We start from the raw sequence: 26,009 nt of genomic DNA on the forward strand, positions 1-26,009 counted from the left end.
CAGGGAGCCGCCAAATGTCCAACGCGCAACTGGAAGCCGCCATCGAAGCCGCCTGGGAGGCGCGCGATACGATCACCCCCGCCACCACTGGGGAACAGCGTGAAGCAATCGAAGATACGCTGAACGCGCTGGACAGCGGGTCGCTGCGCGTGGCCGAGAAATTGGACAACGGCGACTGGCACGTAAATCAGTGGGCCAAGAAGGCGGTTCTGTTGGGCTTTCGCATCAAGGACATGGAAATCCAATCAGGTGGTCCGCAGGATGGCGGCTGGTGGGACAAGGTGGACAGCAAGTTCGCCGGTTGGGGTGAAAACCAGTGGCGCGCTGCAGGCTTCCGCGCCGTGCCGAACTGCGTGGTGCGCAAATCGGCCTTTATCGCGCCGGGCGTGGTGCTGATGCCCTCGTTTGTGAACTTGGGTGCTTATGTCGACGAAGGGACCATGGTCGATACCTGGGCCACCGTTGGCTCCTGTGCTCAGATCGGGAAGAACGTGCACCTGTCGGGTGGCGTCGGCATCGGTGGTGTGCTTGAGCCGATGCAGGCCGGTCCGACCATCATCGAAGACAACTGCTTTATCGGTGCCCGGTCCGAAGTGGTCGAAGGCTGTATCGTCCGCGAAGGCTCGGTTCTGGGTATGGGCGTCTTTATCGGCAAGTCAACCAAGATCGTCGACCGCGAAACCGGTGAAGTCACGTATGGTGAAGTGCCGCCCTACTCGGTTGTTGTTGCAGGTTCGATGCCGTCCAAGAACAACATCAGCCTTTATTGCGCCGTGATCGTGAAGCGGGTGGACGAAAAGACGCGTTCAAAAACCGCCATCAACGATTTGCTGCGCGACTAAGCCCAGAGCGTTCAGGAATCGGGGCTGTAGCCGTGCGCTACGGCCCTTTTTTATGCGTCTCTATCCTTTTATCGGATAGCGGTCAGCCTCTTCAAACGCATCAATGACCCGCGTGCCGGCCTTGATCCTTCCGCCATGTTCAACGCCGGACGGAATCGAATAGCTGTCGCCCGGGCGATAGGTTTTGGTCACTCCGCCGATGGTCAATTCAACCTCCCCTTCGATCACGGTGCCCCATTGCGCCTTGTGCGCATGCGCGGGCAGTTCGAAATCCTTCAGGAAGGTAAAGAATGCGACCAGACCGACATCCGAACGGATCACCGCAGTTTGCACCGTATCCTCAGGGAAAGGCACGTCGAGGCTGGGAAACTGGGTGATGAAATCCGGAAAGGGCATGGAAACGTCCTGTTTGGTTCGAGGTTGCTTTGCTGGCACTATGGCGTCGAAGCTGCGGCCCCGCAATTCCCGACTGCTTGACCGGGGGCGGACGCGCGGATATGGCCCCCTGCATGGAAAAGCAAAAGAAACCTTCCCGTCAGCAAGTCTATACCCTGCTGGTACAGATCGGTCGCAAAGAGGGCGATGGCCTGCCCGAAGGCGCGACCGGGGCGGCGTTGATGTGTTTCGCCAGCGGCGTCGATGAGGCCGAGGCCGTGCGCGAAACGGTGGCGATCCTCAAGCAAGCCGACACCGCACCGCTTGATGTGACAGGGTATGGCACCCTGGCTGAACGCGAAGCGCAGGGGCATGACATCGATCCTGATGAGCGGGCACTGATGCAGCGGGCGTTGGACGAGAACGCAGTTATCGTTGCGCAGATGACGCCGTTTTACGGGGATGAGGCACAGGCCTAGTTCCGCGCCCCGAACCATTTGCGGTAAATCTCTTCATAGGTTCCGTCTTCACGCAGCGACAGCAACGCCTGATTGACGTCCTCGACCAGGGGCGATCCGGTTGGGAAGGCGATCCCATAGCTTTCGCGTAGAAAAACACCACCGGTCATCGTGGCGATCCGGCGCCCCTCGTGCGCGGCGTAATAGGACAGGATCGGCGCGTCGAAGACCACGGCGTCCAGATCTTTGTCCTCGAAAGCGGCCAGCAATTCTTCGAGGCCGGGATATCCGGTGAACTCGATCTCGCGCCGGTTCAGGAAGTTTGCCGCGGTTGAGTCCGAGATCGTGCCGACCTGTTTGCCGTACAGGTCGTTCACGGAATTCACACTACCGCTGATCGCGTCCACCGTCATGACCGAGGTGATCCGCGCGGTAAAAACCGACACGATAAACAGCGACGACACCACAAGGATAACACCCAGCAGGCGGCCAAACGGAGTGCGCGGCATGCGTTCCTCGAACCCGCCATTCACCACAAGATTCAAAGCCCACCAGAACGAGGGGAACCACGCCTCATCCAGCTTTCGGTCAAAGTAAGGCTGTGCCCTGCGTTCGAACATCCACATCAACATGCCGCCGCCCAGCAGGATGGCAAAAGCCAGGCCGATGGCGATGAACAATTCGCGTGACAACAGCGCCTGCAGCAGGGAAGGCCGCCGTGCGGCTTCGGACGGGACCATGATCTGCAAGCCGGCCTCAAAAATCGGTTGGCTGAAATCCATCTGTGTCTCACGCGCGGCGGTAATCGAAATATTGGCGATGGCAAGATCGGCGGACCCCTGTCGCACCGCGTCCAGCATGTCACCGAACCCTTCGACCCTGTTCACTGCAAAGTCCCAGTCTAGCGCCTGTGCCAGCACTGTGAGCAAGTCTATGGAAAACCCGGCCTGAGCCCCGTCTTCGACATAAGAGAACGGAGTGCGGGTCACCGTAGCGACATTCAGTGTCTGCGCCTGGCCTTGCAGTGCAAAAACAGTGCAAGCCAAGCAGATCAAGGCAAAAAGGGCGCGTTTCATAGTCAGTTACCTGTTTCGCGCGGCTCTAACGCAAATGTGAACGTTGCGGCAAGGTGGTCGCGGGGTAAAGGCCCGTGTTTTATTGGTGTGTTAAATTGCAAGAAGGGAAAAAAAGCCTTTGGATTTGAGGGTGCAGGGGTTGGCAATCGGGCCAATTCGTTGAATCTGTGCGCGAACCAGCGTGCATATGAAACAAAGAGGCGCGATCATGACCGATCCTGTTCAACTGACTGCGGACCTGATCCGTTGCCCATCGGTCACACCCGAGGAAGGCGGCGCTTTGGTTTTGCTGGAAAATATTCTGGGTGCGGCCGGGTTTGAGTGTACCCGCGTTGACCGTGGCGGCATCAGTAACCTGTTCGCGCGCTGGGGTGAAAAAGGACATGCGCGCAGTTTTGGGTTCAATGGCCACACCGATGTTGTGCCAGTTGGGGATGACGCCGCCTGGACCATGCCGCCTTTCGGGGCGAAAATCCGCGATGGTGTGATGTTTGGGCGGGGGACCACCGATATGAAATCCGGCGTGGCGGCTTTTGTTGCCGCGGCTGTCGATTTCGTCCGCGACACGCCGCCGGATGGTGCGGTCATTCTGACGATCACCGGCGATGAGGAAGGTGACGCCATAGATGGCACAACTGCGCTGCTGGACTACATGGACAGCACGAATGAACGCATGTCCGTCTGTTTGGTGGGCGAGCCGACCTGCCCCAATACGATGGGTGAGATGATGAAGATCGGGCGGCGCGGTTCAATGACCGCGTGGTTCACGGTAACGGGCGTACAAGGTCATTCTGCCTATCCGCATAGGGCCAAGAACCCCCTGCCTGCCATGGCGCAGTTGATGCACCAGTTGGCCAGTCACAGGTTGGATCAGGGCTCGGATCATTTCGATGCTTCGACATTGGCTGTTGTGACGGTCGACACCGGAAACACGGCAACCAACGTGATCCCAGCGCAATGCCGTGGGACAGTGAATATCCGTTTCAACGATCTTCATTCCGGAGCAAGCCTGAGTGAGTGGCTGCAGGCCGAGGCGACCGCTGTCGCCAAGGCTCATGACGTTGAGATTGACGTAAAGATAAAGATCTCGGGCGAAAGCTTTCTGACCCCGCCCGGCCCGCTGTCCGATCTTGTGGCGCAGGCGGTTGAGGCGGAAACCGGTATCCGGCCCGAACTCTCCACCACGGGCGGCACCTCGGATGCGCGCTTTGTGAAAAACCACTGCCCGGTGGTCGAGTTCGGATTGGTTGGCAAGACAATGCATCAGGTGGATGAATGCGTTGAAGTGGCCCAGATCGAGCAGCTCAAGGCGATCTACACGCGTATTCTGCGGGACTATTTCGCCTGAACCATGCAGCGCACTCTGGTCATCATGGTGAAAGAGCCGCGTCCGGGCCGTGTCAAAACGCGCTTGGGCCGCGATATCGGAATGGTTGGTGCAGCGTGGTGGTTTCGTCATCAGACGCGCACGCTGATCCGACGGCTGCGTGACCCGCGCTGGAAAATCGTGTTGGCGGTGTCGCCGGATCACGAGGGGCTGACCAGCCGTATCTGGCCCGTTGACCTACGTCGCGCAGCGCAGGGCAGCGGTGATCTGGGTGATCGTATGCGGCGGATGTTGCGGGGCATGCCAAAAGGTCCCGTTTGCCTGATCGGAGCGGACATTCCTGGCATAACGCGCGGACATATCGCCCAGGCGTTCAAGGCTTTGGGCAGGGAACAGATGGTGTTCGGCCCCGCGCCGGACGGGGGGTATTGGCTGATTGGTGCACAGCGATACGGTGCGTTGCCTTCAAGCTTGTTCAATAAGGTCCGCTGGTCGACCGAGAATGCTCTGGCCGACACGCTAGCGTCGGTTCCGGGTACGCGTGTAGCCTTGCTGGATCAGTTGCGCGATGTCGACACGGTTGCCGATCTTAGGCACTGATCCTTTTTGGTCATGACGCGGTCGCGTCCCCGTGCTAGGCCGGAATTATGACTCGCATCCCCACCAAGCAGGAGGTCCTTGACTGGATCTCGGCGAACCCCACCCTGACCTCGAAGCGCGATATCGCCAAGGCCTTTGGCATCAAGGGCGCGGATCGGATTGATCTGAAGCGCGTGCTCAAAGAGCTTGAGGCCGAAGGGCATCTGGAAAAGCGCAAGCGCAGCTACCGTGACCCGGACCGCCTGCCGCCGGTCAGCGTATTGCAGGTCAAGGCTCCGAACGAGGATGGAGACCTGTTCGCGCGCCCGCTGGAATGGCATGGCGAAGGGGTCGAGCCGATTGTTCTGATCGTCGCGCGCGCCAGTGACCCGGCGTTGGGCGAAGGCGACCGCATTCTGGCGCGCCTGACAGTGGTGCACGAAGCCGACCACAATTACGAGGCCCGCCTGATCCGCCGTATCGGGACCAATCCGCGCAAGATCGTCGGAATCTTTCGCAAAGCGGCTGAGGGCGGCCGGATCGTGCCTATCGACAAGGCGGGTTCAACCGAATGGCTCGTGCAGGATGGCGCAGTACTTGGGGCCAAGGATGGTGAATTGGTCGAGGCCGAACAGGCCGGACCCAAGAACCGCATGGGCCTGCCCCGCGCGCGTATTGTCGAACGGCTGGGTGATCCCACGGCCCCCAAGGCAGTATCCCTGATCGCAATCCATCAACATGGCATCCCCGACGACTTCCCCGATAAGGTGATTGACGAAGCCGATAAGGCCAAACCCGTCGGCCTAAAGGGGCGCGAAGACTTGCGGGACATGCCGCTGCTGACCATCGACCCGTCGGACGCGCGGGATCATGACGATGCGTGCTATGCCCACGCCGATGATGATCCGAAAAATCCCGGCGGCCATGTGATCTGGGTCGCCATTGCCGATGTTGCGGCCTATGTATTGCCCGGCAGCGCGCTGGACCGCGAGGCGCGCAAACGCGGCAACTCCAGCTATTTTCCTGACCGTGTGGTGCCTATGCTGCCCGATCGTCTGTCGGGCGATCTGTGTTCGCTGCACGAAGGCGTTCCGCGCGCCTGTATTGCGGTGCGGATGCAGATCGATGCCGAGGGCAATAAGATCGGCCACCGCTTTGTGCGCGGCCTTATGCGCTCTGCCGCGTCGCTGAACTATGCCGAGGTTCAAGAGGCCATCGACGGCACCCCCAACGACCGAACCGGGCCGTTGTTAGAGCCTGTTCTTAAACCGCTCTATGCCGCCTATGCCGCACTGAAAAAGGCGCGGGCGGTTCGGCAACCGCTGGAACTTGATTTGCCGGAACGCAAGATTGTTCTCAGTGAAACGGGCAAAGTAACAAGCGTGGCCTTCCGCGAACGTCTTGATGCGCACAAACTGATTGAGGAATTCATGATCCTCGCCAATGTTGCGGCCGCCGAGACCCTGATCGCCCAGTGTCGCCCGCTGCTGTTCCGCGTGCATGAAGAACCCGCGCCCGAGAAACTGGAAAGTCTGCGGGAAACCGCCCAGGCGGCGGGGCTAAATCTGGCCAAGGGGCAGGTATTGCAAACCCGTCACCTGAACGCGCTGTTGAACGCGGCGGCGGGGACCGAAGATGCCGAGCTGATCAATTTGACCACCCTTCGATCAATGGCGCAGGCTTATTACAACCCCGAGAATTTCGGCCATTTCGGGCTGGCGCTGCGAAGCTATGCGCATTTTACTTCGCCCATTCGCCGTTATGCCGACCTTGTCGTACACCGGGCGCTGATCTCGGCTCATGGCTGGGGCAAGGACGGTTTGACCGAAGATGAAATCGCCAGGCTGGAAGAGACGGCCACCCATATCTCGGATACGGAACGTCGCTCAATGATGGCGGAACGTGATACGACCGACCGTTATCTGGCTGCCTATCTCAGCGAACGCGTGGGCAATGAATTTACAGGCAGGATCAGCGGCATAGCCCGCTTTGGCGCATTCGTGAAGATGGATGAGACCGGTGCGGATGGGTTGGTTCCCGTGCGGTCTTTGGGGCGTGAGTATTTTCATTTCGACCGCGAGGCCGGAACGCTTATGGGGTCGGACACCGGGCTGATCATCGCCATTGGTCAGCGCGTTACTGTCCGTCTGACCGAGGCGACGCCTGTCACCGGTGGGCTGGAACTTGAACTGCTTTCGATTGATGATCAGGCATTGCCGCGCGGGCGCGGACCAAAAGGGCGGCCAACGCGGCGCAAGGCCGTCAGCACCAAACGCAAGAAAGATAAGATAAAACGCAAGGTCGAGCGCAAGCGGCGGGCCAGATAGTGATTTGGCCGGTGTAAATTCGCGCAGTCCAAAATCATCAGCGCTTTGAGAAATTGCGGTTCTGCGCTATCCTGATCACGAGCAGTAATCAGGAATTTCGGAATGCGTAAATGCGCAAGTGGCATCATAGCCGCTGCATTATGGGCATCCATTTTGCAGGCGGAAACCATCAATCAACCGGGTGAATTGACCTCTATTCAACTGGCCTCGGCAGATGTGACAGTGTCCATCAGACCAGTCGTGCGGCCATCAGCGAAGGAGTACCGGGTGTCGACCGAAGGAAACGCGCGGTTCCAGGCGTGGCTAGGGGCGTTTCGTGAACGTGCCGGTCAACAAGGCATTTCACACGCGACACTGGACCGGGCGCTGGCGGGCCTGACCTACGACAAAAAGGTCATTGAACGGGATCGCAATCAGGCCGAGTTTTCCAAGCCCATCTGGGAATATCTGGACACGGCTGTTTCGGATAGGCGAATAGCGAACGGACGCGCCGGGCTGGAGCGTCATGACAGGATACTGACGCAGATTGAGGCGCGTTATGGCGTCGAGAAAGAGGTTGTGGCCGCGATCTGGGGGCTTGAAACCTCGTTCGGAACATTCCGGGGCAATGATCACACGATCCGGTCGCTGGCCACTCTGGCCTTTGATGCGCGGCGGTCTCAGTTTTTCGAAGCGCAACTGATCGCGGCGCTACAGATCATTCAAGCCGGCGATGTCAGCCCCCGCAATATGGTCGGCAGCTGGGCCGGTGCGATGGGGCACACGCAATTCATGCCCACTTCATACCTGGATCATGCGGTGGATTTCGACGGTGACGGGCGGCGCGATATCTGGTCCGAGGACCCAACGGATGCGCTGGCCTCCGCCGCTGCATATCTGGCGCGGCATGGGTGGACCAAGGGTCAGCCCTGGGGGATTGAGGTGCGGCTGCCCAAAGGCTTCGACTTTGCTACGGCCAAGCGGGACTATACCCTTTTGCCATCAGACTGGGCGGCGCGTGGGGTGGTTGGGCGCAACGGAAAACCGATCCCTGACCACGGGCGGGCCGCCATCCTGCTGCCTGCAGGCGGGCAGGGCGTTGCATTGATGATCTTTGACAATTTCGGGGTCATTGAGAAATACAATGGCGCGGATGCTTACGTCATTGGAATTGGGCACCTGTCAGACCGTCTGGCTGGCCGCGCACCATTTAAGGGCGATTGGCCACGCAGTGATCGGGTGCTGAGTTTCACCGAAAAAAAGGAACTGCAAACCCGCCTGACCCAGGCCGGATTTGACACGCAGGGCATTGATGGGCGCAACGGTCCAAACACGATCAACGCCGTGCGGGAATATCAACTGGCGCAGGGGCTGCTGCCAGACGGATACGCGAGCTTGAAGCTTTTGGAGCGGCTGCGTTAAGAAATGAAGCGTCTCGCAAGCGGGACCGTTGTCCAAGGTGCTGCCCTGTCACTCATAGTCAGCGCCCCGCGAACGGGTTTTGGAACGTGGCGGGGTTGTCTGCCCCATTACGCGCTGTACGAAACGCTGTCACAAAGGATCGGAGAACCTGTCTCATGTGCGCCAGACTGTCGCCGTTCCTTGGTTGGTGCTGTCTTTTTTCAGAACGCACCTAGCTGTCTTCTCAAAGATGAGGAGACTTAGATGAAAGACACATACGACACCGAAAGGCCGGACGCCGTCGCGCAATACAAACGCGAATGCCAGCAAGCCGAGAGGGTAAGAGTACGAAACGGTATTGTGGCCATGGCCGCTTTTGCGCCCCTGTGGCCAGCCGCAGACCCCAAAAGCCGCTTGGCCTATTTTAACCGCATAGCGCCTTTTGTGTTGATCGGAACGGTCGTCGCATTTGCGGGCATGGTGGCCTTGGGGCTTGTCTGAAGCCTTTGGTAGATCCTGTGCCGTGGTGACCCTGCGTGGCTAACATGATCCACGGTTTAGCATCAATAAAGGCGGCGTTTTAGCGCCGCCTTTCTGTTATGTAAGGATGTCGATTTAGGACGCCGCCTTCATCAACCCTTGATCGATAATGTCCTTCTGCGCCTCGTCCAGTGATTTGTGAATACGCACAAACATCTCGTCGATATCCGAAGGGGTCAGGATCAGCGGGGGCGAGATGATCATCCGGTCGCCCACATGGCGCATGATCAGGTTGTTAGAAAAACAGCGGTCGCGGCAAACGTAGCCAACCGTACCGGGCGCAGAGGCAAACTTGGCGCGGCTGGCCTTGTCCGGCGTCAAGGCGATGGATGCCATCATCCCGACGATTTTGGCTTCGCCAACCAATGGATGATCGACCAGAGCCTCCCATTTCTCTTTGAGGTAGGGCGCAGCCACATCGCGGACGTGATCGACGATCTTTTCCTCTTCGAGAATGCGTAGGTTTTCCAATGCCACAGCAGCGGCGACCGGGTGACCGGAATAGGTATAGCCGTGGTTGAATTCGGTGCCACCGATGACCTCGGCAATCTCATCATTGACGATGGACCCGCCGATCGGCGCGTAGCCCGAGCTGAGACCCTTGGCGATGGTCATGATATGCGGCTTGATCCCCACGGTTTGCGAACCGAACCAGTTGCCGGTGCGACCGAAACCGCAAATCACCTCATCCGCGATCAGCAGGATATCGTATTTGTCGCATATACGCTGAACTTCGGGCCAGTACGTATCGGGTGCTACGATCACGCCGCCCGCGCCCTGCACGGGTTCGGCGATAAAGGCTGCGACGCGGTTTTCGCCCAGTTCCTGAATGGCTTCTTCCAACTCGCGCGCGCGGGCCAAGCCGAAGTCCTCGGGCGTCATGTCGCCACCTTCGGCCCACCAGTTCGGCTGGTTGATATGGTGGATATTCGGGATCGGGATACCACCCTGCGCATGCATCCCCGCCATACCGCCCAGCGAGGCCGAACCCACCGATGAGCCGTGGTAGGCATTGTGGCGGCTGATAATGATGTTCTTGTCTGGTTGGCCCTTCTCGGCCCAATATGTGCGCACGAGGCGGATATTTGTGTCATTCGCCTCGGACCCGCCGGCGGCAAAGAAGACGTGGTTCAGATCACCGGGCGCAAGATCGGCCAGCTTTTTGGCCAGCGCGATGGCAGGCACGTGGGTCGTCTTGAAGAATGTGTTGTAATAGGGCAGCTCACGCATTTGGCGATATGCAGCCTCGGCCAGTTCATCGCGGCCATAGCCGACATTGACGCACCACAGACCGGCCATGGCGTCAAGAATCTGCTCACCATTGCTGTCTGTCAGATAGACGCCATTCGCGCGGGTGATCACACGGGCCCCTTCTTTACCAAGCGCGCCGTTGGCTGAAAACGGGTGCATGTGATGGGCGGCATCCAGCGCCTGCAATTCGGCGGTGGGCATGTGGTTGGTGATGGTGGACATCCGGAAATCTCCTGCAAGAGCGGTTGGCGTTCACAATATGATCAAATTTTTCCGTGTCAATCGAATCGCGTGGGCTGAGCATCGGTCAGCGCCTCGGCCATCAGCTCCATCCCCTGTTCGATGTCCTGTGCAGTCGCTCTGGCAACTCCATCGGCGTTACGTGCGCGCAGTGCTTCGATGATATCCTTGTGGCGATCTGGTAGGCTTTGCGTACCGAACCGACCGCAAACCACCCGCAGCGATGGCCCGAATCTGAGCCAGAGCCGCTCGGCCAAGTCACTGAGAATCGGGGCATGGGCGTAGGAATACAACGTCTCGTGAAACGCGTGGTTCAGATGCAGGTAGCCACTGACGTCCCCATCTGCAATTGTGCCGTCCAGACGTTGGTCGATACGCTCAAGATCGTCGATATCAGTGCTGTTCACATTTTCGGTCGCGCGCTTCGAAAGCTCTGATTCTATTGAAATTCTGGCGAAAATCATCTGCTCAACGTCACCAGATGACAACAACGGCACGCTGACCCTGCGATTGCCTTGAAACACCAGCGCACCGTCCGAGATCAGACGGCGGATCGCTTCGCGCACCGGGGTCATTCCGACCCCGAGTGATTCCGTCAAACCCTGGATCGTGACAGGTTGGCCGGGCACCAGCTCACCAAACATGATCTGTGCTTTGAGAGTTTGATAGACCTGTTCATGTGCTGGCCTTTTTTCAGCCTCTTCCAACGCGGCCGATGCCTTATTTTTGATCAAATCCAATTGGTTTGCCCTGTTTCCAATTAAGGTGACTTGTCAGGTATCTGACCTCGTGAAACCATACGCATGTTCGGAGGAAAACGCAAAACTTGATCAAATCACAAAAAACGGGAAAATACCCTTACACTTGCAGGGAGAAAAAAATGTCAATCAAAACGCTGAGCATGACTGCGGTCATCGCATTGGGGACGTCGGCGGCTTTCGCCGAAGAGGTGCGCGTATACAACTGGTCCGACTATATCGACGAAGACCTTCTTGAGAAGTTCGAACAGGAAACCGGCCTGACGCTGATTTATGACGTGTTCGACAGCAATGAGGTTCTGGAAACCAAGATGCTGGCCGGCGGGTCAGGGTATGATGTGGTAGTGCCGTCCGGTACATTCCTGCAGCGCCAGATTCAGGCTGGCGCGTTTCAGGAGCTTGATCAGTCTAAGCTGTCGAATTCCGGCAACCTGTGGGACGTGATCCAAGAGCGTACGGCGGGCTATGACCCCAACAACGCATATTCAATCAACTACATGTGGGGAACGACCGGCCTTGGTGTGAACGTCGACAAGGTCAAAGAGGCGCTGGGCGAGGACGTTGCACTCAACAGCATGGACTTGGTTCTGAAGCCTGAGAACATGGAAAAGCTGGCCTCGTGCGGGGTGCATTTCCTGGATGCTCCGTCCGAGATCATTCCGATGGCCTTGCAATATATCGGTGAAGACCCGGACAGCCATGACACGGATGTCATTGCAAAAACCGAAGAGGTTTTGATGGGCGTGCGCCCACATATCCAAAAATTCCACAGCTCGGAATACATAAACGCCCTGGCCAACGGCGATATCTGTGTCGCTGTCGGTTGGTCGGGTGATATTTTGCAGGCGCGGGATCGCGCGGCCGAGGCTGACAACGGCGTGAACATTGAATATCACCCCTTCGCCGAAGGATCGCTGATGTGGTTCGACCAGATGGCCATTCCGGTGGATGCCCCGAACCCGGAAGGTGCACATAAGTTCCTGGATTTCATTCTGGATGCCAACAACATGGCGGCCGCATCGAACTATGTGTATTACGCGAACGGCAACAAGGCCTCGCAAGAGTTCCTTGAAGAAGATGTAATCGGTGATCCGGCGATCTATCCGGACGATGCGACCATGCAAAACCTGTATATCACGACGCCTTACCCGTCCAAAACACAGCGGGTCGTGACCCGTCTTTGGACCAAGATCAAATCCGGCACCTGATCTGATTTGTTCATGCAAGGCGGCCTGGCCGCCTTGTTTTTTACCAGATTGTCGAACGGGGGCTGTAGTGAACTCTGACGTCTTTGCGCCGTGGGAAGACCCGCAGGCGAAACCTTTGATCCAGTTCCGGAATGTTACCAAGCGCTTTGGCGACTTCACGGCCATCGACGACCTGTCTCTGGATATTTTCGAGCGTGAGTTTTTTGCGCTGCTGGGGCCTTCGGGCTGCGGCAAAACCACCATGATGCGGATGCTGGCGGGATTCGAAAAACCGACCGAGGGGCGCATCATTCTGGGCGGGCAGGACATTGACCCGATCCCGCCGAACAAAAGGGCGGTCAACATGATGTTCCAGTCCTACGCGCTGTTCCCGCACCTCAGCGTCCGGGACAACATCGCGTTTGGCCTGCGCAGGGACAACATGCCCAAGCATGATCTTGAAGATCGCGTCGAAGAAATGTTGCGACTGACACGGTTAGAGCGGTTTGCCCGACGAAAACCGCATCAGATTTCGGGCGGGCAACGGCAAAGGGTGGCGCTGGCGCGGTCTTTGGCCAAGGCGCCGAAGCTGCTGTTGCTGGATGAACCACTGGGTGCGCTGGACAAGAAATTGCGGCAGGATACGCAGTTTGAACTGATGGACATTCAGGAAAAGACCGGCACGACCTTCGTGATCGTCACCCATGACCAAGAAGAAGCCATGACCGTGGCCAGCCGCGTTGCGGTGATGGATCAGGGCAAGCTGATGCAGGTGGCGACGCCGGACAAGATCTACGAAAGCCCGAACTCGGTCTACGTGGCGGATTTCATCGGTGATGTGAACATCATCGAAGGCCGGGCCACGGCGAACGGAGACGAAACCTATCAGGTCGACTGGGCCGAGGGGCAGGCACCGCTGACTGCGACGTCAGCCACCGGGTTTTCGAACGGACAGACCTGTCACCTTGCCATCCGGCCCGAAAAGGTGACGATCTCGGTAGATCGCCCGGCAGATGCGATCAACGCGGTGCAAGGCAAGGTGCATGACATCGCCTATCTGGGCAACCTGTCCACCTATCATGTCGCACTGCCGAACGGCACGATCATCAAGGCGCAGACGGCCAATACCCGCCGCATCTCGCGCCGGTCCTTTACGTGGGAAGACCCGGTCTGGCTGTCCTGGACAGCGACGGCCGCGGTTCTGCTGGTCGACTGATGCGCCGCGCGTTTCTGATCGCCGTTCCGTATGTCTGGTTGCTGGCGCTATTTCTGGTGCCGTTCTTCATCGTTCTGAAGATATCGCTGTCAGATACCGAGCTGGCCATCCCGCCATACACTCCGACACTGGACCTGTCGCAGGGCTGGGCCGGGATCAAAGACTTCTTCAGTCAGTTGGATTTTGAGAATTTCGTCTGGCTGACCGAGGACGATCTTTACTGGAAAGCCTATCTTTCCAGTGTCCAGATTGCGGTTATCTCAACCGTGCTGACCTTGCTGGTGGGGTATCCGATCGCCTACGGCATGGCCCGCGCACCTGTGGAGTGGCGGCCGACGCTGATGATGCTTGTGATTTTGCCATTCTGGACCTCGTTCCTGATCCGCGTTTACGCTTGGATGGGCATCCTGTCGAACGAAGGTTACCTGAACCAGTTCCTGCTGTGGACGGGCATCATCTCGACCCCGCTGACCATTCTGAACACCAATACAGCCGTGTATATCGGCATCGTCTACACCTATTTGCCCTTCATGATCCTGCCGATCTATTCCTCGCTTGAAAGGATGGACGAATCCCTGATCGAAGCCGCCGAGGATTTGGGCTGTTCGCGTTTGCAGGCGTTCTGGCTGGTGACGATCCCGTTGTCGCGCCCTGGCATTATCGCTGGGTGCTTCCTTGTCATGATCCCGGTGATTGGTGAGTTTGTTATCCCCTCACTTCTGGGTGGGTCTGGCACGCTGATGATCGGTAAGGTGCTGTGGGAGGAATTCTTCTCGAACCGCGACTGGCCGGTTGCCAGCGCCGTGGCGGTTGTTTTGCTGCTGATCCTCGTGGTGCCGATCGTGCTGTTCCAGCGCAACCAGCAAAAACAGGCGGAGGCGGAAAAATGAGCAGGTTAAGCTGGTTTAACACAGTCTCGCTTACGCTGGGGTTTGCGTTCCTGTACATCCCGATGATCATACTGATTATCTTCAGTTTCAACGAAAGCAAACTGGTTACGGTCTGGGCCGGGTTCTCGACCAAATGGTACGGCGCGGTGGTCCAGAACGAGGCGTTTTTGGATGCCGCCTGGGTGACTGTGCGCGTTGCCGTGGTCTCATCGACTCTGGCGACGATCCTGGGTACCGCGGCGGCCTATGTGCTGGTGCGTGGCGGGCGATTCTTTGGCCGTACTCTGTTCTCGGGCATGATCTATGCGCCGCTGGTGATGCCCGAGGTGATCACCGGCCTGTCGCTGCTGCTGCTGTTTATCGGTATCGGCTTGGATCGGGGTATTGTTACCATCGTTCTGGCGCATACGACCTTTTCGATGTGTTTTGTCTCGGTCGTGGTGTCGTCGCGTCTGGTGACTTTCGATCAGTCGCTGGAAGAAGCAGCGCTGGACTTGGGGTGCTCTCCGGCGCAGGCCTTCCGGCTTGTGACCCTGCCGATCATCGCGCCTGCGGTGATTTCCGGATGGTTGCTGGCGTTTACTTTGTCGCTTGACGATCTGGTGATCGCATCCTTTACCTCGGGCCCGTCAGCCACGACCCTGCCGATCAAGATTTTTTCGGCCGTACGTTTGGGCGTCAGCCCTGAAATCAACGCGCTGTCCACAATCATGATCGCGGTCGTCACGGTTGGCGTCATCACCGCGTCGCTGGTGACTAAGCGCGCGATGGTCCGGCAGAAGCAGGATGAGTTGGCCGCTGCGAAAACGGAATGAAACGGCTATTCCCGACCTACACTTACGGACCCGGTCCGCGGACCAACTGCTGGTGGGATGAAACCATTGCCAGCCCGGACTGGCCAGTTTTGCAGGGCGATTTGAACACGGATGTCGCGATTGTCGGGGGCGGCTATACCGGCCTGTCTGCCGCGCTGCATCTTGCCGAGGCTGGAATACGCGTAGCAGTGCTTGAGGCCGAGACGCCAGGCTGGGGCGCATCGGGGCGAAATGGCGGGTTTTGTTGTTTGGGAGGCTCGAAACTCAGCCAGGCCGCAATGGTTCGCCAGTTTGGAGAGGGTGCCGCGCAGCGCTATGCGCAGGCTGAAAAAGACGCAGTTCACCTTGTCGCGGATCTTTTGAGCGGTCACGCCATTGACGCGGATGTGCATTCGGCAGGGGAAACCCAACTGGCCCACACGCCCCGCGCGATGGACTCGTTGCGAAAACAGGCCGAGGCGTCAGGCACCCTTCACGAAGCAAGTGACCTGCCTGCGCTTGGCTTCGGGGGCGGGTTTCATGGCGGATACACCAACCCGGTCGGCTTTGCTCTGAACCCTAGAAAGTATCTTTTTGGTCTTGCGGGGGCGGCTCGTTCATTGGGGGCTGATCTGTTTGGCAACACCGCGGTTCACAGACTCCGTAAAACGCAATCCGGGTTTGACCTTGGCACGAACAACGGCCGAGTTACGGCGCGTAGTGTTTTGATCTGCACCAATGGATATTCCAGCGAGGATGTGCCGCCCTGGATGTCGGGCCGCTATATGCCTGCTCAGTCCACAGTTCTGGTTACCCGCCCGCTGACGGAGCCCGAATTGCACGCACAAGGCTGGACCACGGATCAGATGGCCTACGACACCCGGCATTTACTGCACTACTTTCGGCTGATGCCCGACCGAAGATTTCTGTTCGGAATGCGCGGCGGTTTGCACTCGTCCCCGCGGGCTGAGGGAGCGATTCGGCAAAAGGCTGTCCGGGACTTCCGGCGAATGTTCCCGGCGTGGGGTGGGGTCGAGGTCACTCATATGTGGTCCGGTATGGTTTGCCTGTCGCGAGGTCTGACACCTTTTGTTGGCGAAGTGCCGGGTCAGCCCGGCCTGTTCGCGGGTTTTGCCTATCATGGGAATGGGGTGGCAATGGGGAGCTATTGTGGACGTGCGCTGGCTCGGCTTGTTTTGGGGCAGGCAGATGACCTACCCGACCCGATGACGCGCATCCCTGCTCGTTTTCCCCTTGGCCGCTGGCGGCGCGCTCTGATGCCGCCCGCTTATGCGATGATGGCCGTTTTAGATTGGTGAAGATGACAGAGTGGCGCGTTCCAGCTCTAAGCCTACTGCGTAGTCCGAAGCACCGTTTTCAATTCGCCAAAGGCAATAGGCTGCCATCCGCCACGCGTACCAGCGGCGAAGCGATTTGTACCGTTCCACCGTGTCGGCACAGCCATAGGCAGAGAGGAACAGGCTTTCCTCTGCAGTGGTCAAGGCTTTGCCCCGGTACAGGTGCTGCATGGCAGGCGACAGGAACAGCGCAAGGTCCTCACACGGATCACCCTGCGCGGGGCATTGCCAGTCAATAAGGGTCAAACCCGAGGGCGCCACCAGAATGTTCCCTGCAACCGGGTCGCCATGTATCAGGCAGGTGTGGTGGGTCGGCGGAATATAATCGTCGGGCCGTAGCGCCTCTAGCTTTTGCCGCATGCCAGATCTGCACCGATCAAGAATGCTCTGCCCGTGGCGGGCCAGGTCCATACTGCCATTACACCCCTTGGGTGCTTGTATCTGCAGATCAAACTGATGCAGTTTGCCCAACAGCTCTGCCACTGGCGCAACGCCCTCACGCCACGGGGACCCCGGTGCGTGGTCGTAAAAGACCCAGCGGTCATCTTGGTGCAGGCCAGTCGCGCGCAGGCGGGGCACAAACCCGGTCGGTTCCAAAAAAGTAAGGCACTGCGCCTCGAGTTCGCCGTCGTTGCGAAACAGCGGGTTGCGCAGGCCGGCGCGGTAGAGTTTCAGGACCCTACCGCCGTTTTCGTCGATTACCTTCCAAACCTGATTGGTACGTCCGCCATACATGGCCTGGAATTGCGTTTCCGCAGCTATCAGGCCTTGATCGCGCAGTTGCGCAACCAGTTGGATTGGAGGGCTGTTCGGGTCAGGCAGGGGGATCACCAAGACGATAAGCGAGTCGCATGTCGCACTGGTGTGGCCTGTCCCGGCCAGTAGATCAAGCTCAGGTGCTTACCAAAGTCACCATCCAGACCGGAACGGACTGCCCGTTGTCCAGTGTCAGCGAAACCGTCCCATCCGCGGCCTGCGCTTCGACCACCTTGCTGAAAGGTGAAACTGACAGCGTCGATATCAATTCATCCTCATAGTAGCTTTCCAGCGTAGCCGAATAGCTGCCCGGAGGAAGAGGACTTCCATCGCTTGCGATTCCGTCCCAGGTGAATTCAGACTGGGTCACGGGAATGGATACCCGATCAACCTCGGTTCCTTCACTGTCTACGATCACCATCTCGGCGCTGTCTGCCTCTGCTGCGGCCTGTCCATGCATGGTCACCGGATCACCATCAAACTGGAACGAGGTTGTCTGAACAGACATGCCGACCCAATTTGCAAGTTCGTCGAGTTTTACGCTGCCCAAAGTCAGCGCCAGTTCTGACAGGCGATCATTGGTTTGCACCTGCTGTTCCACCATCGAGAACTGAGCCAATTGCGAGGCATATTCAGCAGACCCAATCGGTTCCAACGGATCCTGATTCTGCGCCTGTGTCGTCATCAACAACAGGAACGTGTCGAAATCCGACGCGATTGAGGACGTTCTGGATTGGGATGCGGACGTGACCTGCGTGTTGGTCTGGGTTGTGGCTTGTGTTGGGTTGATCATGGTCAAAGCCTCATGTCGATTCGGCCTTCAGGGCCTAATTTTGGAGCGGCTGGTGCAGCCTCGGTGATCTGTTCGGGCTGTGTGTCCGAAAACCCTGCGCCTTCGCCTGTATCAGAGTCGCTGTGCTGTGACCCTGCAGATGTCCCAAGGTCAAAAGACAGGTTGCCGAACCCGAAGTTCTGGAATTCTGCCTCAAGAACCGAAAGGTGGCGGCGCATCATGTCCAGCGTCTCTGGACGTTCGGCTGAGATCGTCATGTGCAGACCGTCTTCGCGACCGTTCAAGACAATCGAAACGCGCCCCAACTCTTCAGGGTTCAAGGCGACTTCGATCATTCCGGGCTGCCCCCGGGCAGAAACGACGGTTGCCATTTGGTTGGCGACTGCGCGCGCCGTTTCAGCCCGTGCCGTTGCCGTCGTCGTCGTTTGCGTCATGGGGCTAGAATCGCGTGATGAAGAAAGCGTTGTGGCCTCCCTGCTGAGCGGGATGTCTTCAATCTCGGTTGTCGGGTTCGCCTCGGGTTGAAGGGTTTGAGTGTCGGCGGCGAAAAGCTGTATCTGGACAGGCGTCGGCGGCGTGCGGCTGGGTTTTACTGCCTCCGGGCGACTAGCCTGCGGCACGGCCCGGGTGGCAGGTGCCTCTTTTTCAGGCCGGGGAGGGGTTGGAAGGTCAGGCGTTCCATCAGGGTGAGCATCTGGTGTCGCCAACCCCACGGGGACGCCATTTGGCCGAGCTACGACCTGTGGCGTTTTTTTCGGAGGGACCGACGCAAAAATCAGGGCCTGAACGGTCGGTGCAACTTCGGCCTGCGTTGGGCGCGGCTGTGATCGCACCGTTTCACTCTGCACGATTACCGGCTGCTTGGAGGCGGACACCTCAGCTTCAACAACGACAGCCGGGGCCGCTACAATTGGCTTTTCAACCTGCCTTTTGACGGTCGGATTCTCAGCTATTTCAGCCGCAGCAGGGCGTATTTCGGTGGGCGGCTGATCCTGCGGCTCAATTGGTAAAGGCGCGACCTCACCATCGACAACGATGATTTCCGAGTCCGGTGCCAAATCGGGATTCTGAATCGCAGGTTCACCCGTATTTTGTTCGTTTGGCTGCGCGTCGGCCTCTTGATCCATGACCGTTTGAAATGACTCGGCGCCCTTGGTGTTGCTTGCGTCTTTCGCGGCAGCCGCAGGTTTCATGGCGCCGCCCGACGCAGGCATCAGTGCTGAAATAGGGTTGGGCATTTTGCTCCGACTCCGTTTGTGTGACCAGCAACCTGCCCGCAGGAAGTTACGTTTATTTTAACCGCTTTCGCCTTTGATCAAGAAAGTTCGATGTAAATTTCGGAGAATATAATGAAGATTTCTGGAACCCTGCCTGGCTCCCATCCCCCAACCACAGCCGAGAAATTGCAAGCTGCCGCTGTCGAGCTTGAGGCGGCATTCCTGGCTGAAATGCTCAAGTCCTCTGGATTGGGTGAGACACATGATTCCTTTGGTGGCGGTGCCGGCGAGGAACAGTTTTCGTCGTTCCTTATACAGCATCAGGCGCGCACGCTGGCTGAGGCTGGTGGTGTTGGGCTGTCCGAGATTCTGTTCCAATCCATGATGGAGAAAACAAATGCCGACCAATACTGATACCGACCTGATCCGCTCGCTTGAAGATGTGCTGGACCTTGAACGCACCGCGCTTGTCGATGGTGATCTGAACAGACTGAACCAGGTGGTACCGGAAAAAGAAAAACTGATTGATACGATCAATGAACTTCAGGTCTTTGAAAGCGCCGAGTTGATTCGGTTGCAGAAAAAGGTCGAACGGAACCAGCTGTTGCTCAACAGCGCCGCCGAAGGGATTCGCGCCGTGGCCGACCGCATGGCTGAACTGCGTCGCGTTCGGCAAGAGTTCACCACCTATGGCGCGGACGGGCAGCGCAACGGGTTCGCTGTGCGTCGCAATCCAAAGCTTGAGAAGCGAGCATAGGTACGGGTTTGATTCAAATCCAAAATTTTTGACCGAGGGGCTTTAGCACTCCGTTAGGAGGTAACGGGCAAAGGTGGTCCTGCACCTGATACAACAGGTGGCGCGAACAGCCCGACGGCGGATCGCATCGCTCAGAACGACGTCAAAGCCCGCTTACGGTGCGGGGTAAGCATGGGCGCAAAGTGCCCGAACACAAAGGAAGAAAGCTATGTCCAGCATTCTGACAAACAATGGCGCAATGGTGGCGCTGCAAACCCTGAAAATGGTCAACAAGAATCTGGGGCAAACCCAGACCGCGATCGCAACTGGTAAGGATGTTGCAACCGCCAAAGACAATTCGGCAGTTTGGGCGATTTCCAAAGTTATGGAATCCGACGTCAAGAGCTTCAATGCGATCAAAGACAGCCTCGCACTGGGTGAATCGACTGTCGCGGTGGCTCGTAACGCGTCAGAAACCGTGACTGACCTGTTGATCCAGGTGCAAGAGAAAGTCGTCGCGGCACAAGAGGATAACGTCGAACGGGATAAGATCAACGCCGATATTACCGCGCTGAAAGATCAGATTAATTCGGTTGTCGACGCGGCCCAGTTCAATGGCCTTAATCTGGTTAAAGGTGGCTCAGGCGCCAAGATTCTGGCTTCGCTGGATCGTGACAGTTCTGGTGGTGTGACACCGTCCTCTATCACCGTTTCGGCTGCGGATTTGTCTACTGGCGGTTACACTGCCGCTGACGTTTTCACCGGATCCGATGGTGTAACTACGGATGTCGCTGACGCATTCGGCTTCGCCCTCGATGCGAATGGTGGTTCGACAGATGCCGGCAGCATTGTGATTGCTGATCCTGGCTCATTGTCTGCGGGTGATTCATTTACTATCCGGCTGGGTGACATCGAAGCAACCTATACGGTTAAGGCTGGCGACCTCGGTGCAGGCAGCGCACCTGAAGAACTCATCGCAGTCGGGTTGAAGTCCGCAATCGAAGCTTCTGGTGCGAACGTTACGGTCGCCTACGATCCGGGTTCGAACGCAGCGCAGCTTGACATCACCAATGACGGAGCAGATTCGCTGCAAATCAGTGGCCAGTACGCCAACGCGGGCTCAGGCGGTTTAAGTGCGTTGTCTTCGATTTCCGTGACGTCGAAATCGGATGCAGCTGCAGCCTTGGGTACGATTTCGGGTCTTATTGACACTGCCATCGATGCGTCGGCTGCTTTTGGCTCGACCCAAAACCGGATCGAGACTCAGAAAGAGTTCATCTCGAACCTGAGTGACTCGTTCAAATCCGGTATCGGGTCGCTGGTCGATGCCAACTTGGAAGAGACATCGGCCCGCCTTCAGGCCCTGCAGGTGCAGCAGCAGTTGGCAACCCAGTCACTGTCGATCGCCAACCAGGCACCGCAGTCGATCCTGTCATTGTTCCGTTAATCTTCGCAGCCCGGTCGGGGCGCAACCACGCGCCCCGACCCTGACCGCCAAAAGACGGCCTATTGGAAGGAATTCAAGTGACACCGCAAACTGTTGCCCAGCGCGCATATGCGCAGACCGCCGCCCCAACGCGTACCCCACGCGATACCGAATTCGAAGCGATTTCAAGGATTACCCATCGGCTCAAGGCTGCGACCGCCCAGCGCAAAACCGACTATGCCGGGTTCGTTCAGGCACTTCACGAAAACCGTCGCTTGTGGACGGTTTTGGCTACGGGTGTAATGGATTCCGACAACGCCCTTCCCGACGATCTGCGCGCGCGGATTTTCTATTTGGCAGAGTTCACGGAACAGCACAGCACCCAGATTCTGAGCAACAATGCAACCGTAGAACCTTTGCTTGAGATCAACATGGCCGTCCTGCGTGGCCTGCGGCAGATTGGTTTGACGTGATGGCTGGGCTGGTTCTGAAACTGGCACCGAAAGAGAGGGTGCTAATCAACGGTGTGGTCGTGGAGAATGGCGACCGCCGCAGTCGGTTTTCGATAATGACGCCCGGGGCAAATGTCCTGCGTCTGCGTGATGCCATCCATCCTGATGAGGTGAATACCCCGGTTCGGCGGGTCTGTTATGCTGCCCAGCTTGTTCTATCCGGTGACATGGAGCCCGAACAGGCGCACCAACAGCTTTTGCGGCGTGTTGAGGAATTGAGTCAGGTTTTTACCGACCTGGACAGCCGTCAGGTGCTGTCTGAAGCCACCGAAGCATTGCTGGCCAAACAGTATTATAAATGCCTGAAATCGCTGCGCGCCCTGTTGCCGCGCGAAGAACGCCTGATGGCGTATCAGCAATGACTTTTCAGCCAGTAGTCCCCGCAAACGGAATCGTGGGCTGGCGCTTTCTGCAGCGTACCTACGACGCGCAACTGCAGAGTTTTTCATCCTCCTCTGTTAATGAAAGAGAGACCAAGTATTTTTTGGACAACATCAGCAAGGTTCAGACGGCTGAAGATTTGGTTTCGGACCGGCGCTTGTTGCAAGTGGCGTTGGGGGCCTTTGGATTGGACGGTGACATCAACAACCGCTTCTTCATCCAGAAAATACTGTCCGATGGCACCACAGCTGGTGACGCGCTGTCAAACCGGCTGGCTGACAAGCGATATCGGGAGTTCTCCAAGGCATTTGGGCTTGGGCCGGGTGAAATTCGCAAAACCGGGTTGATCACGTTTATGGAGGAGGTTGCCCAGGACAATGTCGTGTCCCAGTTTGAAATCGCAGTCGGCGAGTCGGATGAGACAATGCGTATATCGCTTTACGCACAGCGCTCCTTGACGGATTTGGCATCTCAGGACAACAGCGTAGATACCAAATGGTTTGATCTGATGGGCCAGCCGCCGCTGCGGAGCATGATGGAGACGGCTTTGGGTCTGCCGTCAAGCTTCGGGCAAGTTGATATCGACAGGCAGCTTGAGGTGTTCAAAGACAGGTTGTCACGTCTGACAGGGTCAGATGATCTTGCGCAGTTCACCGATGAGGCCGCCATTGCCAAGCTGACGGATACATATCAAGCCCGCAGTCAGATAAAGCAATTGCAAAGCACGATATCACCGGGTCAGACGGCATTGATTCTGCTCAGGGCATAACGCGGTAAATTTGGATTTTCCGCGATTTCAGGTACCAAAAAAGCAAATCATACCAGGCAGCAATCCGTCTGACCGACGAACGCTGCGGGCCATTAGGCATTCAGCACTGCATCCGCCGACGTACTTAGCGCAAAGGATGTCACAGGCAGTGACACATTGTGCAGTTTGATATCGCCTAATGGTATGGCGCTGGTGCATGCGGGTTGTATATCCCCCGAGACGACAATGCGGTGCCCCGATGACTTACCGTATTCACCCAGCCGGGCTGCAACATTCGCGGCCTGACCGATGACAGTGAAATCCAGCCTTTCGCGCGACCCGACATTGCCATAGGTAACCTGCCCGTAGGCTATCCCGATTGAACAATCGCAATGGGCTTCGGAGCCGGATTGGCGCAGTTCCCCCAGCTTTTCGACGATCGCAATCGCTGAACGCTGAGCATTACCGCGCGCCACGATTGAATCTTCACCTTCAGGAAAGACCGACAGAACAGCGTCTCCGATGAATTTCAAAACCTCGCCACCGTTGTCATGCACGATACCTGATACCGTTTCGAAAAAGTCGTTCAGCAAGTTGATATAGTCCGCGCGGCCAAGCTGTTCCTCAAGACTGGTGGAATTGCGCAGATCGCAGAACATGATTGCCGCGTCGATCTCATCCCCATCGCCACGCCTGATTTCACCGCCTAACACCCGCGCACCCGAGCGTTTGCCAACATAGGTCTCAAGCAGAACCTGCGCATTCTCGCGTTGCATGAAAACTTCGTAAAACCGGGCAATAACCGACGAGCATTCGAAAACCAGCCCAAGATTCTCGGTAGTGAATCCGTCTGGGTGATCGCACGTCAAGGTCAGAACGTTTGTGCGCCCATCCGAAAACGGTAGCGGCATCGCGACGTAGTCTGTTGCTCCCTTTGCCCTGAGGTCTTCCATTATGGGAAAGCTGTTATGCGGGTTGTCGTCATTCAACCGCTGGCGAACACCGCCCAGCCCGTTCGAGACGTGGCGTAAGGGACTGTTGATATAGGCCGGGTGGTCATGGATTTCATAAGTTGGCACATTGGTCGAAATCTCGGCCGCGCCTTTCTCCCAAATATAGTGCTTACCTGCGATCAATGGATGCAAGGACCACGTCAAAATGCTGAGACGCTGGATCGCTATCCCATGCTCCAGCATCTTTTCGGCAAGCGCCTTGGTGAAGGCCTCGGGCGTCTTGCTGTCAGATGCGCGGCGCATCAGCCAGTCGATTAGTGGGCCGCTGATATTGCCATCCTCAGCATCTCGGAGAGTGTTCTCACCCAGGTCGACATGCGTGTAGGCGTCCGGCACAAAGCCAACATAGCCTCGAATGGCAAGGCTTTCAGGCAGCGGGTCTTCGTAGGCCCAAACAGAGTTGGCCAACCGCTGGTCTTCCAGAATAACGTCGTGATAGGTCGCCGTCCCCTTGAACGGGCAAAAAGTCTGTAACTCGCTTTCATCACCCATATCGACGCAAACATCTGCGCGGGGGACGTAAATGGTGGCTGGCAAGCGCGTTTCGTACATCACCTTTGCACGGGTACTTTCAGCCAGTAGGGTTTTATCCCGGTAGATCGCGACCCGCCCGGTCAGGTCTTCGACCGAGATGCCAAAACCTTTGGTCTTTGGGGTGGTGTGCACATTCATCATCAGACTCCCTGACGTGACTATTCCATAGCATGGGTCCTACATGGGTTTATTCCAAGGGGTGTAATCGGCTTTTTCGCGCGCATGACCTGTGCGACCTGTTCAAACCATTTGAATCACGTCTTTCTCAATCGACAGCATGTAGCCTTTCTTGGCGATATTCTTGACCAGCAACTCGCTGACCATCTGATTTCCCAGGGCATCCCGCAACCGCTTGATACGGGTGGCGCCTGCGGATTCGTCGCAATCAGCGGCGTCTCTACCCGAAATCATCGCCTCGATCTGGGCGCCGGACAGAACTTCGTCATCCAAACGGGATTCAGCCAGTACCGACAGCGTTTCCATCGCGGCGGGGGTCAGTTTGAAATCCATGTTGTTGAGGTAGACGGTATTTTCCTCGCGGCTGATCAAAAGCGAGGTAACCTGAATTCCGGTCCGTTCGATCTGGGCCATTCGTCTGTTCAGCAAAACCAGCATCACCAGAAAAACCAGTGCCGATACCAGCATGGCGGTGGCGAAAACGAGCAGCACAAATATCACCATACGATAGCTGGACAGGGTATCAGCAAAGGCCGTGCCGGATTGGGCCAGTATCTCAAGCAAACGAATCTCGGCCTGCGAGGTCAGATCGCTTTCGACGAACAGGCGCTCGACCTTGGCGTTGAAAGCATTGGCATCCGGCAACGTCCAAAACAGGAAAACGGCTGCCGTCACCAGAATTACGACGATCGCCGCAATGCCGGCGCCGACCAGCCTGACACCGGACCGGCGAGCCTCAGTAACGGAGATAGAATTGTCCGGCATTGGCCTTCCTTTTATCCAACCCTTCCGATCCGAACACGGATATGACGTTCAGCAGGGTCCAGCCCGACCCTTTGAGGCGCTGGGCGACTTCTTGATTTGCCTGCCCTTTGCCGCAGGATGACACCTGCATAACGCCATAGTGCAGACGCAGCGGATTGTCCTTTTTGGCCTTGTAGTCGGCATAGCAATCCTCCGCCGCAGCGGCGGTGCCAAGCGATATCAGGGCCAGCAGGACCAGAGAAGAGAGGATCTGTTTCATAGGCCGCATCCTGCGCATGGGTTGGCGCGATATTCAATAACCGAAGGGGTTTCGCGGCGCTGATATCGGATAACAGGGACCCGTTATTGCTTGT

Annotated in this window: 28 protein-coding genes; 18 read left to right on the top strand and 10 right to left on the bottom strand. The window is 57.5% G+C overall.

What is annotated here, in order from left to right:
• Positions 1–14 precede the first annotated feature (14 nt).
• Positions 15–842 carry a 2,3,4,5-tetrahydropyridine-2,6-dicarboxylate N-succinyltransferase gene (dapD, locus tag AVO44_RS11355; RefSeq protein WP_068336919.1) on the top strand — a complete coding sequence of 276 codons (828 nt, stop codon included), beginning with the start codon at positions 15–17 and terminating at the stop codon, positions 840–842.
• Positions 843–902: 60 nt separating this feature from the next.
• Here dapD and AVO44_RS11360 read toward each other — a convergent pair whose 3' ends face one another.
• Positions 903–1,238 (bottom strand): cupin domain-containing protein, encoded by a 336-nt coding sequence (locus AVO44_RS11360; protein WP_068336922.1) that lies wholly within the window; start codon positions 1,236–1,238, stop codon positions 903–905.
• Between the two features lie 113 nt (positions 1,239–1,351).
• On the opposite strand from AVO44_RS11360, the gene AVO44_RS11365 reads away from it, so the two are divergent.
• Positions 1,352–1,696: a hypothetical protein gene (locus AVO44_RS11365; RefSeq protein WP_082677473.1), complete on the top strand. Its 345-nt coding sequence runs from the start codon at positions 1,352–1,354 to the stop codon at positions 1,694–1,696.
• Here the strand turns inward: AVO44_RS11365 and AVO44_RS11370 are convergent.
• Entirely contained in the window at positions 1,693–2,751 is a 1,059-nt protein-coding gene (locus AVO44_RS11370; RefSeq protein WP_068336927.1) for a transporter substrate-binding domain-containing protein, read from the bottom strand. The two genes, AVO44_RS11365 and AVO44_RS11370, sit on opposite strands and share 4 nt — an antisense overlap.
• A gap of 208 nt (positions 2,752–2,959) precedes the next feature.
• Here AVO44_RS11370 and dapE point away from each other — a divergent pair, with 208 nt between their 5' ends.
• The 5 genes from dapE (at position 2,960) to AVO44_RS11395 (ending at position 8,865) form a co-directional block, all read left to right on the top strand.
• Complete coding sequence (gene dapE, locus AVO44_RS11375) at positions 2,960–4,099, top strand: succinyl-diaminopimelate desuccinylase (RefSeq protein ID WP_068336931.1); 1,140 nt, start codon at positions 2,960–2,962, stop codon at positions 4,097–4,099.
• A gap of 3 nt (positions 4,100–4,102) precedes the next feature.
• Positions 4,103–4,678, top strand: coding sequence for a TIGR04282 family arsenosugar biosynthesis glycosyltransferase (locus AVO44_RS11380; protein WP_068336934.1), 576 nt, complete (start codon positions 4,103–4,105; stop codon positions 4,676–4,678).
• A 47-nt stretch (positions 4,679–4,725) separates the two neighbouring features.
• Positions 4,726–6,984: a ribonuclease R gene (gene rnr, locus AVO44_RS11385; protein WP_068336937.1), complete on the top strand. Its 2,259-nt coding sequence runs from the start codon at positions 4,726–4,728 to the stop codon at positions 6,982–6,984.
• 102 nt (positions 6,985–7,086) lie between these two features.
• On the top strand, positions 7,087–8,385 hold the full coding sequence (locus AVO44_RS11390) for a lytic murein transglycosylase (RefSeq protein ID WP_068336940.1): 1,299 nt from the start codon (positions 7,087–7,089) through the stop codon (positions 8,383–8,385).
• A 243-nt stretch (positions 8,386–8,628) separates the two neighbouring features.
• Positions 8,629–8,865: a hypothetical protein gene (locus AVO44_RS11395; RefSeq protein WP_068336942.1), complete on the top strand. Its 237-nt coding sequence runs from the start codon at positions 8,629–8,631 to the stop codon at positions 8,863–8,865.
• Positions 8,866–8,979: 114 nt separating this feature from the next.
• Here the strand turns inward: AVO44_RS11395 and AVO44_RS11400 are convergent, their stop codons facing one another.
• Together AVO44_RS11400 and AVO44_RS11405 are read right to left on the bottom strand one after the other, a co-directional pair.
• Positions 8,980–10,377, bottom strand: coding sequence for an aspartate aminotransferase family protein (locus AVO44_RS11400; RefSeq protein WP_068336945.1), 1,398 nt, complete (start codon positions 10,375–10,377; stop codon positions 8,980–8,982).
• A gap of 56 nt (positions 10,378–10,433) precedes the next feature.
• Positions 10,434–11,135 (bottom strand): GntR family transcriptional regulator, encoded by a 702-nt coding sequence (locus tag AVO44_RS11405; protein ID WP_082677474.1) that lies wholly within the window; start codon positions 11,133–11,135, stop codon positions 10,434–10,436.
• Positions 11,136–11,275: 140 nt separating this feature from the next.
• On the opposite strand from AVO44_RS11405, the gene AVO44_RS11410 reads away from it, so the two are divergent.
• The 5 genes from AVO44_RS11410 to AVO44_RS11430 all read left to right on the top strand — a co-directional run bounded on the left by AVO44_RS11410 (position 11,276) and on the right by AVO44_RS11430 (position 16,559).
• Positions 11,276–12,361, top strand: a complete 1,086-nt coding sequence (locus AVO44_RS11410) for a polyamine ABC transporter substrate-binding protein (RefSeq protein ID WP_068336950.1) — start codon at positions 11,276–11,278, stop codon at positions 12,359–12,361.
• A 67-nt stretch (positions 12,362–12,428) separates the two neighbouring features.
• On the top strand, positions 12,429–13,556 hold the full coding sequence (locus tag AVO44_RS11415; protein ID WP_068336953.1) for an ABC transporter ATP-binding protein: 1,128 nt from the start codon (positions 12,429–12,431) through the stop codon (positions 13,554–13,556).
• Entirely contained in the window at positions 13,556–14,446 is an 891-nt protein-coding gene (locus tag AVO44_RS11420; protein WP_068336956.1) for an ABC transporter permease subunit, read from the top strand. Before AVO44_RS11415 ends, AVO44_RS11420 begins: the two co-directional genes overlap by 1 nt.
• Positions 14,443–15,261: an ABC transporter permease gene (locus AVO44_RS11425; RefSeq protein ID WP_068336958.1), complete on the top strand. Its 819-nt coding sequence runs from the start codon at positions 14,443–14,445 to the stop codon at positions 15,259–15,261. The genes AVO44_RS11420 and AVO44_RS11425 overlap by 4 nt, the downstream gene beginning before the upstream one ends.
• Entirely contained in the window at positions 15,258–16,559 is a 1,302-nt protein-coding gene (locus AVO44_RS11430; protein ID WP_068336960.1) for an NAD(P)/FAD-dependent oxidoreductase, read from the top strand. Before AVO44_RS11425 ends, AVO44_RS11430 begins: the two co-directional genes overlap by 4 nt.
• On the opposite strand, the gene AVO44_RS11435 is transcribed toward AVO44_RS11430, so the two are convergent.
• The 3 genes from AVO44_RS11435 to AVO44_RS11445 form a co-directional block, all read right to left on the bottom strand.
• Positions 16,548–17,429, bottom strand: a complete 882-nt coding sequence (locus tag AVO44_RS11435) for a phosphotransferase family protein (protein WP_233421971.1) — start codon at positions 17,427–17,429, stop codon at positions 16,548–16,550. The two genes, AVO44_RS11430 and AVO44_RS11435, sit on opposite strands and share 12 nt — an antisense overlap.
• A 61-nt stretch (positions 17,430–17,490) precedes the next feature.
• Complete coding sequence (locus AVO44_RS11440; RefSeq protein WP_068336963.1) at positions 17,491–18,147, bottom strand: flagellar hook capping FlgD N-terminal domain-containing protein; 657 nt, start codon at positions 18,145–18,147, stop codon at positions 17,491–17,493.
• Between the two features lie 2 nt (positions 18,148–18,149).
• The gene (locus AVO44_RS11445) at positions 18,150–19,385 is read right to left on the bottom strand and encodes a flagellar hook-length control protein FliK (protein ID WP_082677475.1); all 1,236 of its coding nucleotides are present in this window, start codon (positions 19,383–19,385) and stop codon (positions 18,150–18,152) included.
• Positions 19,386–19,496: 111 nt separating this feature from the next.
• Here AVO44_RS11445 and AVO44_RS11450 point away from each other — a divergent pair, with 111 nt between their 5' ends.
• The 6 genes from AVO44_RS11450 to AVO44_RS11475 all read left to right on the top strand — a co-directional run bounded on the left by AVO44_RS11450 (position 19,497) and on the right by AVO44_RS11475 (position 23,188).
• Positions 19,497–19,778, top strand: a complete 282-nt coding sequence (locus AVO44_RS11450) for a rod-binding protein (protein WP_068336967.1) — start codon at positions 19,497–19,499, stop codon at positions 19,776–19,778.
• Complete coding sequence (locus tag AVO44_RS11455; protein ID WP_068336970.1) at positions 19,762–20,121, top strand: flagellar export chaperone FlgN; 360 nt, start codon at positions 19,762–19,764, stop codon at positions 20,119–20,121. Before AVO44_RS11450 ends, AVO44_RS11455 begins: the two co-directional genes overlap by 17 nt.
• A gap of 208 nt (positions 20,122–20,329) precedes the next feature.
• Positions 20,330–21,547 carry a flagellin gene (locus AVO44_RS11460; protein WP_068336973.1) on the top strand — a complete coding sequence of 406 codons (1,218 nt, stop codon included), beginning with the start codon at positions 20,330–20,332 and terminating at the stop codon, positions 21,545–21,547.
• Positions 21,548–21,624: 77 nt separating this feature from the next.
• A complete protein-coding gene (gene flaF, locus AVO44_RS11465) occupies positions 21,625–21,999 on the top strand; it encodes a flagellar biosynthesis regulator FlaF (RefSeq protein ID WP_068336975.1) in 375 nt (124 codons plus the stop codon).
• Positions 21,999–22,400: a flagellar biosynthesis repressor FlbT gene (flbT, locus tag AVO44_RS11470; protein ID WP_068336978.1), complete on the top strand. Its 402-nt coding sequence runs from the start codon at positions 21,999–22,001 to the stop codon at positions 22,398–22,400. Before flaF ends, flbT begins: the two co-directional genes overlap by 1 nt.
• A 122-nt stretch (positions 22,401–22,522) precedes the next feature.
• A complete protein-coding gene (locus AVO44_RS11475; protein ID WP_233421972.1) occupies positions 22,523–23,188 on the top strand; it encodes a DUF1217 domain-containing protein in 666 nt (221 codons plus the stop codon).
• 92 nt (positions 23,189–23,280) lie between these two features.
• Here the strand turns inward: AVO44_RS11475 and AVO44_RS11480 are convergent, their stop codons facing one another.
• The 3 genes from AVO44_RS11480 to AVO44_RS11490 form a co-directional block, all read right to left on the bottom strand.
• Positions 23,281–24,852: a DUF427 domain-containing protein gene (locus AVO44_RS11480; RefSeq protein ID WP_068337330.1), complete on the bottom strand. Its 1,572-nt coding sequence runs from the start codon at positions 24,850–24,852 to the stop codon at positions 23,281–23,283.
• Between the two features lie 102 nt (positions 24,853–24,954).
• Positions 24,955–25,656, bottom strand: a complete 702-nt coding sequence (locus AVO44_RS11485) for a winged helix-turn-helix domain-containing protein (RefSeq protein ID WP_068336984.1) — start codon at positions 25,654–25,656, stop codon at positions 24,955–24,957.
• Positions 25,628–25,915: a hypothetical protein gene (locus tag AVO44_RS11490; RefSeq protein ID WP_205626541.1), complete on the bottom strand. Its 288-nt coding sequence runs from the start codon at positions 25,913–25,915 to the stop codon at positions 25,628–25,630. Before AVO44_RS11490 ends, AVO44_RS11485 begins: the two co-directional genes overlap by 29 nt.
• Positions 25,916–26,009 lie beyond the last annotated feature (94 nt).

It is taken from the genome of Ruegeria profundi, assembly GCF_001507545.1.
Taxonomy (GTDB): Bacteria; Pseudomonadota; Alphaproteobacteria; order Rhodobacterales; family Rhodobacteraceae; genus Ruegeria; species Ruegeria profundi.